9 protein-coding genes are annotated in these 11,951 nt (G+C 63.7%); 1 reads left to right on the plus strand and 8 read right to left on the minus strand.

All coding sequences use genetic code 11. The annotated features are described in order from the left end of the window. The first annotated feature begins 163 nt into the window (after positions 1–163). On the plus strand, positions 164–1,291 hold the full coding sequence (locus tag IAE37_RS02060; protein WP_201168530.1) for a sigma-54 interaction domain-containing protein: 1,128 nt from the start codon (positions 164–166) through the stop codon (positions 1,289–1,291). A gap of 60 nt (positions 1,292–1,351) precedes the next feature. On the opposite strand, the gene IAE37_RS02065 is transcribed toward IAE37_RS02060, so the two are convergent. The 8 genes from IAE37_RS02065 to IAE37_RS02100 form a co-directional block, all read right to left on the minus strand. Beyond that, positions 1,352–3,175: an ABC transporter ATP-binding protein gene (locus IAE37_RS02065; protein ID WP_201168155.1), complete on the minus strand. Its 1,824-nt coding sequence runs from the start codon at positions 3,173–3,175 to the stop codon at positions 1,352–1,354. Between the two features lie 83 nt (positions 3,176–3,258). Next, a complete protein-coding gene (locus IAE37_RS02070; RefSeq protein ID WP_201168158.1) occupies positions 3,259–3,771 on the minus strand; it encodes a GNAT family N-acetyltransferase in 513 nt (170 codons plus the stop codon). A 156-nt stretch (positions 3,772–3,927) separates the two neighbouring features. Beyond that, the gene (locus IAE37_RS02075; protein ID WP_201168533.1) at positions 3,928–5,292 is read right to left on the minus strand and encodes an MFS transporter; all 1,365 of its coding nucleotides are present in this window, start codon (positions 5,290–5,292) and stop codon (positions 3,928–3,930) included. A 111-nt stretch (positions 5,293–5,403) separates the two neighbouring features. After that, a complete protein-coding gene (locus tag IAE37_RS02080) occupies positions 5,404–6,612 on the minus strand; it encodes an acyl-CoA dehydrogenase family protein (RefSeq protein WP_201168172.1) in 1,209 nt (402 codons plus the stop codon). A gap of 32 nt (positions 6,613–6,644) precedes the next feature. Further along, positions 6,645–8,360, minus strand: coding sequence for a dipeptide ABC transporter ATP-binding protein (locus IAE37_RS02085; RefSeq protein ID WP_201168174.1), 1,716 nt, complete (start codon positions 8,358–8,360; stop codon positions 6,645–6,647). Beyond that, positions 8,357–9,220: an ABC transporter permease gene (locus tag IAE37_RS02090; RefSeq protein WP_201168176.1), complete on the minus strand. Its 864-nt coding sequence runs from the start codon at positions 9,218–9,220 to the stop codon at positions 8,357–8,359. The genes IAE37_RS02085 and IAE37_RS02090 overlap by 4 nt, the downstream gene beginning before the upstream one ends. Then, entirely contained in the window at positions 9,217–10,209 is a 993-nt protein-coding gene (locus tag IAE37_RS02095; RefSeq protein WP_236409727.1) for an ABC transporter permease, read from the minus strand. Before IAE37_RS02095 ends, IAE37_RS02090 begins: the two co-directional genes overlap by 4 nt. After that, the gene (locus IAE37_RS02100) at positions 10,206–11,891 is read right to left on the minus strand and encodes an ABC transporter substrate-binding protein (protein ID WP_201168179.1); all 1,686 of its coding nucleotides are present in this window, start codon (positions 11,889–11,891) and stop codon (positions 10,206–10,208) included. The genes IAE37_RS02095 and IAE37_RS02100 overlap by 4 nt, the downstream gene beginning before the upstream one ends. Between the last annotated feature and the right edge of the window lie 60 nt (positions 11,892–11,951).

Genomic DNA, 11,951 nt, shown 5'->3' on the forward strand with positions numbered 1-11,951 from the left:
TATCCTAATGCGCTTTGTTCATAACATCATTTGCAGCCACAGCTGTTTGACAACGCACACGAAGAACCAGTAAAAACTTTTACTAGAACTTCCAATACACACACCTTTACCCACTTGATCCCTTGTGGTGACGCCGTTCGCCTTTTTTAACTTCGGGTCTGAACTGAACACTTTCCACCATAGGCTTAATCATGCATCTGCTGACCCTCCCCCCTCCCCGGGCCTGGCCACTTCTATCCGAGCCACCGCGCAGGTTTTCGAAGACCCCAAGTCCAAAGCCTTGCTCAAGCATCTGAACCAGGTCGCCCCCAGCGAAGCCAGCGTGCTGATCATCGGTGAAACCGGCACCGGCAAGGAGTTGGTCGCACGCCACATTCATCATCTCAGCGCCCGCAAGCGACAGCCTTTCGTGGCGGTCAACTGCGGCGCCTTTTCCGAGTCGCTGGTGGAGGCGGAACTGTTCGGCCACGAAAAAGGCGCGTTCACCGGCGCCCTCAGCGCCAAGGCTGGCTGGTTCGAGGAGGCCAATGGCGGCACGTTGTTCCTCGACGAGATCGGCGACCTGCCGATGTCGATCCAGGTTAAGCTCCTGCGCGTGCTGCAGGAACGCGAAGTGGTCAGGCTTGGCTCGCGCAAGAGCATTCCGATCAACGTCCGGGTCCTGGCCGCCACCAACGTACAGTTGGAGAAGGCCATCCAGGCCGGGCACTTTCGCGAGGACCTTTTCTACCGGCTGAACGTGGTCAACCTGAGTCTGAGCCCACTGCGAGAGCGGCCGGGGGACATCCTGCCGCTGGTACGGCACTTCATCGACAGCTACAGCCGTCGCCTGAATTATGGCGAGATCACGCTTAGCCCCGAAGCTGAACACAAGTTGGCCGACTACAGCTGGCCGGGCAATATCCGTGAGCTTGAAAACGTCATCCACCACACCCTGCTGATCTGCAAGGACGGGGTGATTCAAAGCGGCGACCTGCGCATGTCCAATTTGCGCCTCGAATGCGTGGATGACCCGCTGCCCAGCGAGCAGTCGGCACTGGGCCTGCTGGAGCACGCGATTCAAAGACTGTTCGAAGAACAGCTGGACAACCTGTATGAACAGGTGGAGCGCACGCTGCTCGGTGCAGCCTATCGCCTGTGCGACTACAACCAGGTACACACTGCCGAACTGCTGGGTTTGAGCCGCAACGTCACGCGCACGCTGTTGATCAACCTGGGTGAGCTCAAGGTCAACAAGCGCCGCCCGGCCCCGACGCTGGCCGACAAGCGCGAGTTGCAAATGTCGATATGACCGCGGCGCAGCCAACCTTGAGCAGTGCGTGCTGCTCAAGGCATCCCCCAGGGGCCTGGGTCAGACCACCTCACCCAGGTCATCGCTGAACTGCTGATTCCACAGCTGCGCATAGTAGCCGCCCCGGTTCAACAGTTGCGCATGGCTGCCATCCTCCACCACCCGACCTTTGCTGAATACCAGGATCCGGTCCAGATGAGCCACGGTAGACAACCGATGCGCCACCACCAGCACGGTCTTGTCTTCCATGATTTCGTCCAGCTTGTCCTGGATGTAGCGCTCGGTGATCGAGTCGAGGCTCGAGGTCGCCTCGTCCATGACCAGGATCGGCGCATTCTTCAGCAACACCCGGGCAATGGCGATGCGCTGGCGCTGGCCGCCTGAAAGCTTCACGCCACGCTCGCCGACCAATGATTCGTAGCCCTGCTCCATGCTCTCGATGAACTCGCGGGCACCCGCGCGATGGATCGCTTCGGCGACTTCTTCCATCGAGGCATCCAGCCGGCCATAGTGAATGTTCTCGCGGATGCTGCGATGGAACAGGCCTGGCTCCTGGGGAATCAGGCCAATCTGCTGATGCAGCGAATGCTGGGTGACACTGCGCACATCCACACCATCGATCAGCACCTCGCCGTCTTGCACGTCATACAGGCGCAGCAGCAAGCTCAACAGGGTCGATTTCCCCGAGCCGGAGGTACCCACCAGGCCAACCTTCTGTCCCGCCGGAATGACGATATTCAGGTGCTGGAAGATCGCCTGGTTGCCGCCGTAGCTGAATCCAACATCGCGAAACTCGATCGCGCCGGACTGGACCTGCAAGGGCTTGGCGTCGGGGCGGTCGATCACTTCGTGGGGGCGGATCAGGGTGCGCACACCATTGGCTATGTTGCCGGTGGCCTCGAAGAACTCCAAGAACCGCCGAGACAAGTTGCCGACATCGCTGATGATCAGCAGGGACAGGCTGGTGGACATCACGAAGCCGGCGATATCGATGCGCTGGTTGCGCCACAGGTACAGCGCCAGCAACAGCAAACCCAGTTTGAGCAGCACGCCACAACTGGTCTGGAACCAGCGGATCTTTTCCATGTAGCCCAGCGAGCGATAGGCGGCCGCCACTTCCTTGTCGAGAAAGCTGCCCAGGTAGCGGTGCTCGAAGGCGTGCCGGGCGAACAAGCGGATGTTGGCCAGGTTCGACACCGCGTCCACCACCTTGCCTGAGCTGATGCTGCGCGCCGCCGAGTATTGCTGCGCCAGGGGATGGCTGCGCCGCGCCAGCAGGTAGCAGACGGCGATGAACAGTGCAGACCAGCCGGCCATGAACGCCGCCATCAGCGGCGACGCGGTCCATAGCAACGCGGTGGCCAGGCTCAAGGTCACCAGCAGCGGAATCAGGTCGAACAACAGGATGCTCAATGTCTGGTTCACCCCCAGTGCCACCTCGGAAACCCGGTGTGCCAGCGCGCCTGCGAATTCGTTGCTGATGAAACGGTGCGAATGCTGCTGCAAGTACGCATAGACCACATGGGTTACCGTGCGCCGTTGCAGGGGCAGTACATGTATGTGGCAACCGGCTGCGGCCCGGGTGAACAGCACCTCGCAGACCAGCAAACCGCCGAACAAGGCCAACGGCCACTTCAACACGGTGAACGCCTGTTCAGCCTGCAACCCGTTGCTGACCGTGCGGGTAATCAGCCCCAATCCATAGGGAATCAGGATGGCGCAAACCACAGCGGCGATCTGCAACAACAGGATCGCCAGGTACCAGCCTTTGAAGTTGTTGATGAAAAAGCGCACGAACCGACCGGGTGTCGCCGGCAGTTGCTGGATATTCCAATTGCCCAGTCGGCGGTCACGCGGTGAAAATGAAGAAAAGGACGAGCTCATGTCAGTGAAGATTCCTGAATGACGCCTGTGGCCGCGCAGCTTTCAGGCAAAAGTGGGCGGTTCACTGCCCTCGGGTGCAGCATTCACAAGTGCGTACGGTAGCGAACCTCCTCCAGGGTGCGCCCACCCCGGCTCAAGCTGCGTACCGACTCGGGTTCGGCTGCCAGGCCAAGGTTGCGATAGAAGCCAATGGCTCGGGCGTTCTTGACCAGGACCCACAGCGTCAAGGCTCCATAGCCTTGGTCGATCAGGTGCTCGCGTGCCGCTTGCCAGAGCGCAGCGCCGATGCCGGTTCCCCAGTATTCGGCCAACAGATACAGCGCCGTGACCTCTCCCGTTCCGCCAGGCACTGCATCGACATCACGGCTCTGCCCGTAGGCGATCCACCCCACCAGTTGTTCATCGACGATGGCGACCGATACCCGCTGCGCACCGGCTTCGAGGGTTTGCCGCCAATAGGTGCTGCGCCGGTCCAGCGTGGCGCCCAGGGCAGACAGGTAGTTCTCCGGCATCAGTTCACGGTAGGCCTGTTGCCAACTGCGCACATGTACAGCGGCAATCGCCGCAGCATCACCAGGCAGTGCGTGACGGATCATCGCATCAGCTCCTTGCAAAAAGAACAAAGACATCAGCTATCAGGATTCATGCCAGCCCGGCAGGGCTTGCGGGCTGCGGCCTTCGGCGAAGAGCCAGCCGGGCGCCGTACCGATTCGCAACAGTGGCTGCACCACAACTGTCGCGAAACCTACAGCTCAGTCGCTGCGCCCGACGAACACGCCGCTGCCCGCGCCGGCCGCCAGCCTGCGGTAGATCGGCGCCGAGACCATGCACAAGCCCCCCGCCAGGCACATGACCCAGGCCACATCGCCTTGGGTCACGTCGGCATGCCCACGCACGGTCATGATCAGGTTGAGGGCAGCCGCCGCCAGCCCCACCGAGACACTCATGGTCAACTGGATGCTCATCGCCGACAGGCTGCTGGCGCCGCTCGACTGTTCGCGCGGCACATCAGCGTAGGTCAGCGCCCCCAGGGTACTGAACTGCAGCGAACGGATCACACCGCTGACAAATAGCGCCAGTACGATCACCCAGTACGGGGTAGATAGATCGAACAGCCCGGTGGCGGCCAGGGTCAGGCCGGTCAGCAGCGCATTGGCGATCAACGTACGCTTGAAGCCGAAGCGACTGACGATGCGTACGGCCAGCAGCTTCATCACGAACGCCCCGGCGCCACCGATGAAGCTCAGCAGGCCGGCCTGTAACGGGCTCAGGCCGAAGCACAGCTGGAACAGCAGCACCAGCAGGAACGGCTGTGCCGCGCTGCCGATGCGCATCACGTTGCCACCCCAGAAAGCGATGGCAAAGGTCGGAATACGCAGCAGGCTCAACTCGATCAGTGGATGCGTCGCACGCCGGGCTTGCCAGACATAGCCCAGCGCACCGAGCAGTCCGACTGCGATGACCAGCAGCGCCCATCCTGGGGGCAGCAGGCCATGACCCAGGGCTTCACAGCCAAACACCAGGCCGGCCAGGCCCAGCGCGCTGAGCAGCAACCCCGGGACATCCAGGGGCCGGCCACGCAGCCCCGGGTAGTCGGGGATATGCCGTAGCACCAACCACACGCCCAGTATCCCGATCGGCAGGTTGACCAGAAAGATCCACTGCCACGACAGCAAGGTCACCAGCAGCCCGCCCAGCGGCGGCCCGAGCACCGGGCCGATCAAGGCCGGAATGGTCAGGTACGACATGGCCCGCAGCAGGTTCTCGCGTGCCGACCAGCGAAGCAGGATCACCTGCCCCACCGGTACCATCATCGCGCCTGCCGCACCTTGGAACATGCGCGCAAGCGATAGCTGCAACAGCGAGTTGGAGCAGGCGCAGGCCAGCGAAGCCACGGTGAACAGCGCAATGGCACTGACGAACACCCGTCGTGGCCCGAAGCGATCCGCCGCCCAACCACTGACCGGCACGAACAGCGCCGCCGCCAGCAGGTACAACGACACCACCAGGTTCATACGCACACTGGGTTCGGTGAATTCCTCGGCCATCTGTGGCAATGCGGTGAGCACCGCCGTAGCGTCGATCAACTCCATGAACAATGCACAACCGATGATCATCGGGATGCGCCATAAGTCCGAGGTAGCGGGCGGGTCGCTGCTGCAGGCGGGGGCAACCGGCTGCTCGAGCGCCAGGTCGAGCCTTTGCTTGATACCCATGGCTCGCCTGACTCAGAACAACCCCGAGGTCGGCGGCGGCGTACCCTTGAGTTGCCAAGCGCCGACTGCCGCCGCCTTCCACTGACGCGGGTTATGGTTGGCCACGGTACGGGCATTGCGCCAGTGGCGATCAAGGTTGTGGCTGCGCCCGGTGGTGGATGCACCGCCGACATCGAACACCAACTCGGCTGCCTTCAGGGCCGACTCGGCAGCAATGTACTGGGCCTGTGCCACATCGACTGCGGCCTGGTCCACCACCTGGGTGTCCAGGTCCGAGGCCCAGGCCCGGTCGATCGACTGCGCTGCGTGCAGGACCACCGCCTCAGCGGTGAACGCGCGGGCTGACACATCGCCCACGCTCAATTCCACATACGGGTCGTCCACTGAACGGCTGGCGCTGCTGTGCTTGATCGGCCGTGCATGCTGAGTGGCGAAAGCGACGGCATCGTTCAGGGCGTTGCGGGCGATGCCCGCCTCTACCGCAGCGAGGAACAGCTGCAGGAATGGCGTCACGATCGTGCGCTTGCCCTCCTCGACGGTGCGGGTGCGGATTTCCTCTGGTTTCACCAGTACATCGCGCAGGTGTGTGGTGCCGCTGGCGGTCAGGCGCTGGCCCATGGCATCGAAATCATCCAGCAACTCCAGGCCCTGACGATCACGCGGCAGGATGAACGAGACCGGCTGCTCGTTCTCGTCCAGCGCTACCGCGCTGACCCAGTCGGCATACAGCGAGCCGGTGCTGTAGTACTTGCTGCCGCTGGCTCGGTAGTTGTCGCCATCGCGCACGATTCGTGCGCTCACCGAGCCGTTGGCGCCACCGATTTCCCAGCCGGCGTTGCCGACCACCGCGCCCTGCAAGTAACGGGCGAACCAGCGCTCACGCTCGGCTTCGGCACCCTCGGCACGGGATGCCAGCAAGCCTTCGACAAACCCGAAGCCGGGCCGTAGCGCCTGGGCTACGTTGGAGTCGGCCGAAGCGATGCGCATCAGCAACGCGATCACATCCTTGACCGAGCCGCCGGCCCCGCCGTAGCGCGTGGGAATGCGCACGGTGAACAGACCGGCGGCAGCGATCTGGGCCACGGCCTCATAGGGTAACTGCCGCTCCCGCTCCCGTTGCGCGGCGCCGGCAGCGATCTGCGGCAACAGGTGATCGGCCCGTGCGTTGAGTACTTCCACGGTGATGACGGCGGGTTGGGCTACAGCAGACAACGTGCTCATGACGGTTCCTTGTACAAAGTGCTGAAGGCGAACTAGATGGCGATTTTCCAGAGACGGGATTCGTCGAACAGCCACGCGGGGTCTTCCGGCTCCAGGGGCGGCACCACCAGGGTGCTACCGGAGCCCGGTAGACGCGGCACGGCGCCCAGCAGACGCTGGGTGTATTCGTGTTGTGGATGATCGAACAGGGTATCGACGTCGGCGATTTCCACGACCTGGCCGTGACGCATTACCAACACATCGTCGCTGACATGGCGGATCACCCCGAGGTCATGGGAAATGAACAGGTAGGCCAAGCCAAGTGAGGCTTGCAGGTCAGCCAACAGATCGAGTACCTGGGCCTGCACCGACACATCCAGGGCCGAGACTGGCTCGTCACAGATGATCACCTTCGGGTTGCTGGCAATCGCCCGGGCAATGGCCACACGCTGGCGTTGGCCGCCGGAAAGCTGCAGTGGCCGGCGGCTGGCCAGCTCCGCCGGCAGCCGCACCTGCTGCAGCAACTGCGCGCTTCTGGCCACGTACAGGCTTGCCTCGACACCCGCCACCTGCAGCGCATCGGCCAGGATCTGCCCGACGCTCCAGCGCGGGTCGAACGAGCTCAGTGGATCCTGATAGATCACGCTGATGTCACGCCGGTGGGGCCGGCGAGCCTTCTCTTCGACTCGCCCGGCGCCCGCCACCGACCAGGGTTGCCCGAGAAACCGCACCTCACCAGCGTCAGGTTGCAACAGGCCCAGAGCGATCCGTGCCACGGTGGTCTTGCCAGAGCCGGACTCGCCGACGATACCCAAGGTCCTGCCGGCGCGCAGCTCGAAACCCACGCCGTCGACCACTTGGCGGACCTGTTGGTCAGGCCCGACGTAACGCTTGCCCAGCCCCTCGGCCTTGAGCAGTACCGGCGCTTCATGCAGCGCCCGGCGCGCAGATATGATCGCGGCCTGCCCCGGCGAAAGCCGTGTACCGCGCGCATGCTCGGCGGGTACCGCGTCCAGCAACGACTGCGTGTACGGATGCTGCGGCCTGCGCAGCACCTGCTCCATCGGCCCCTGCTCCACCGTTTCGCCATGGCGCAGCACCAGCACCTCATCGGCCAGTTGCGCAACCACGGCCAGGTCATGACTGATGATCAGCAACGAGTCGCCCCGCGCCTTGATCTGCTGGAGCACTTCGAGAATCTGCGCCTGCACCGTGGCATCCAGTGCGGTGGTGGGTTCATCGGCGATCACCAGGCCGGGGTTCAGTGCCAGGGCGCTGGCGATCAACGCACGTTGGCGCAGGCCACCGGAGAGCTGGTCCGGACGTTGACGGGCTCGCAGGCGCGGCTCGGGCACCCCTACGGTCTCCAGCAACTCGATCACCCGCTCACCACGGCTGTGCCGGTCCCCCCAGCGATGGGTCTGCAGAACTTCGAGGATTTCCTTGCCCACCGGGCGCAGTGGGTCCAATGACACCAGCGCATCCTGCAGCACGAAGCCGATGTCTTTGCCGCGCAGGTCGCGCCACCCTCGCTCCGAGAGGCTCAGCAGATCATGCCCTGCGTAGCTCAGGCGACGCGCGCTGACCCGCGCCCCTTCGCCCGCCAGGCCAATCAGGCTGCGAGCGGTGACGCTCTTGCCTGAGCCGGACTCGCCGACCAGGGCCAAGGTCTTGCCCGGCCCCAGGGTGAACGAAACATCACGCACCACCGTTTGCCCGGCGAACTCGATGGACAAGCCCTCTACAATCAAACGCTTCACTTCGCTCATGACAGGCGGCCCTCCAGGCGTTGTTGCAGGTAACGACCGACGACCGTGGTGGACAGTGTGGTCAGGACGATGAACAGCCCTGGGAAGAACGTCAGCCACCAGGCGTTGGCGATGAAGTCGCGGCCCATCGACAGCATCGTCCCCCACTCAGGGGCCGGCGGCCGGGCACCAAGCCCAAGGAAGCTCAAGGCGGAGGCCCAGACGATCGCCTGTCCGACGCCCATGGTCAGGGTCACGATCAATGGCCGCATGGCGTTGGGCAGCAGCTGGCGGGTGACGATGCGCAAGGGTGGATGCCCCAACGCCCGCGCCGACTCGATGTATCCGGCGTTGCGTACTGCCAGGACCTGACCCCGCACCATCCGGGCATAGCCAGGTGCGCCGCCCAATCCGGTGGCGATGATGAGCGGGCCGATGCCACTGCCAAAGATCGCTACGAACAGCAAGGCCAGGATCAGGCTCGGAAAGGCGAACAGCACCTCCAGTAGCCAGCTCACGCCACGATCGACCCGAGCCCCGCCCAGTCCCCCTGCCAGCCCAAGCACGATGGCGATACTCATGGCGATGGCAGTCGCGGCCAAGCCAATGAACAGCGACTGCCGGGTCCCGTGGATGACCCGGGAAAAAATATCCCGTCCCGATTGGTCGGTCCCGAACCAGTGCGCCCAGCTGGGTGGATGAAAGGCATCACGCGGCACGATGGCCAGCGGATCGCTGTGGGCGAACCACTGTGGCGCGATGGCGGCAACGATCAGCAGCAGCAGGAAGGTCATCGCCAGCAGCGGCCCGAGGCACACACGACGGGGCGTGCGCTGCACGCGCTGCGCGGACAGCGCGGTATCCAAGGTCAGTTCAGTCATACCGCATTCCCCTGTTGACGAGGGTCGACCCACAGGTACAGCAGGTCGACCACGATATTGGCCAGCACGTAGCCGCCAGCAACCACCAGGCTGATGCCGATGGTCAAGGGCAGGTCCTGCGCCTGCACCGCCTGGAATAGTTGCCGCCCCAGGCCCTTGCGGGAAAAGATCACTTCGATCACCACCGCCCCACTGATCAGCGCACCAATAGCCCAACCGGAAAGTGAAATCCCCGGCAGGACGGCATGTCGCAGGGCATGTTTGAAGCGCACCGCGACGTCGCTGAGACCCCGGGTGCGGGCGGTCAGCACGAACGGTTGCTCAAGGGTCAGGTCGAGCGACTCACGGGTTACCTGGGCAATGAAACCGGCCAATGGAATCGCCAGGGCGAATGCTGGCAACACTAGGGTTCGCCAGCCGTCGCTACCGGCCGGTGGGAACCAGCGCAGGCCGAAGGCAAACACTGCCAGCAGCACGATGCCCAGCCAGAAATGCGGCAGCGCGGCCGACAGGGTTTCCGCCAACGACGCGAGCTTGCCCAGCCAGCGTCGACGCCCGGCGGTCAGTACGGTCAAGGCGAGAACCAACAGCCAGGACAGGGCCAGCGCTGCAAACGTCAGCTCCAGGGTCGGCCAGGATTGCTCCGCCAGGACACGCGTCACCGGCAGGTGCTGTGAGTACGACACGCCCAGATCGCCCTGCAACAGGCGCCCCAGGTACAGGGCATATTGCAGTGGCAAAGGCTTGTCCAGGCCATACTCACGAGTCGCCTCGGCGATGGTTTCCGGGGTCGGATTGCCGCTGGGGCCGCCGAGGATCGCCTGCACCGGGTCGCCCGGCATCAGGCGCAGGGCGAAGAAGGTCAGTGTCGCCACTGCCCATAGCACCAGGATCCCGCCGCCCAGACGCCACAGGGCGCGCCGCCCCAGTTGCTGCAGGCGCTCGCGACGGGGACTGGCCGCGGTATCGTTGGAAATGCCAGTGGTCATTTGTTCACCCATGCGTCATAGAGGTAAGTCACCGCCAGAGACGGCTCGAGGCTCACGCCCTGGGTGGTCTTGTAGATCCCCAGTCGAGTGCTTTGCGGGTAGGTGGTCAATTGCAGGTACTGACTGGAAGCCATCTGCTGCGCCTGGTAGTACAACGCTTTGCGTTGCTCCGGGTCCTGGGTGACCAGCGCCTGCTGCACCAGGCTCTCGAAAGTCGGGTCGGTATAGCCGGCGGTGTTCTGGTGGTAACCGCCAACCCCGGCGGGCTGGATGAACTCGGCACCGAAGATGATCCGCAGCACATCGGCGGTGTTGGTGTTCCAGTAACCCAGGCGGACGTCGTAGTCCCAGTCCGCCTGGCGCTTGGTGGCCAGCACGTCGCTCATCTGCTCGACCACCAGCTCGAAGCCGGCCTCTCGCGTCGTAGCCTGAACTTGCTCCCACAGGGTGTATTCCGAAGGGGGGGTACGGTTGCCCATCACCACGTACACACGCAGACGCTTGCCGTTCTTGGTGCGGTAGCCTTCGCTGTCGCGCTGAGCCCAGCCGGCCTCATCGAGCAGGCGCGCCGCACGGGTGGGCTCGTAGTCCTGTGCATGCTGGAAGTCGGGGCTGGAGAAGCGCGTGGCGGGGCTTAGCGGACCACCAGCGCGCGGGAATTCATTGAAGTAGACGCTCTTGAGCGCACCTTCGATGTCGGCGCTGCGCACGAACGCCTCGCGCACACGCACGTCATCGAAGGGAGCCCGGGTGATATTCAATGTGCCATTGGTGGGGTTGCCGGGACGCTGGGCGACCAGCAATTGCAGATCGGGATTGCGCCGTGCGGCTTCGTGGGATTCCGGCGGCACAGCCTCGATCACGTCCACTTCACCGGCCTGCAGCGAGGCAAAACGCACCGAGGGTTCCTGGATGAACTTCCAGATCACCCGGTCGAGCCAGGCTGGGCCTTGGTGTTTCGCCGTCGGCGGTGCCCAGTTGTAATCGGGGTTGCGCACCAGCTCGACCTGGCTCTGCCGGTCCCAGCGCACGATCTTGAACGGCCCACTGCCCACCGGGCTTTCGCAATTCACATCCCTTGGTCGCTGCAGCGCGGTGGGTGACTCGATCCCGAGAAAACCTTGGGCGAGTACTTCCAGGAACGCCGCATAGGGGGTCGCCAGGTGCACCACCGCCGTTTCGTTGTCGATCACCTCCGTGCTGCGGTACTGGCGAATATAACCACCTGCAGTGCTGGACTGGGTTTTCGGGTTGGCGATGTGGTCGAGGTTGGCCTTGACCGCAGCGGCGTTGAACGGCGTGCCGTCGGTGAAATGCACGTCGTTGCGCAAGTGGAAGGTGTAGGTCAGGCCGTCATCGGAAACCTCCCAGCTTTTTGCCAGCCATGGCCCTATCCGCCCGTCGGCATCCATCGACACCAGCGAATCGAGGTACTGCTGGCCGACGAACACCTGTGGCATGTCACCGGCCACATGCGGGTCGAGACAGGTCGGCTCGCGGTCGGTGGCATACACCAGCGTACCGCCACTGACCGGTTTGTCGCTGCGCGCCACCGAGGTACTTTCCTGCCCGCAGCCCAGCAAGGCACCGCACACTGCAGCGACCTTGACGAGTGGGAGGTATTTGAGCAGCGACCTCGCGGGGCTGCCGGGGAGTTGCAGATACGGAGCGGGTTCGCGCATGGTCCTGATGCCTCTAGTCCGGGAACAAGACCATTGCACAGGGCATGCCGCTTTTTTCAG

Source organism: Pseudomonas sp. S31 (assembly GCF_016648105.1).
In the GTDB taxonomy this organism is placed as follows: Bacteria; Pseudomonadota; Gammaproteobacteria; order Pseudomonadales; family Pseudomonadaceae; genus Aquipseudomonas.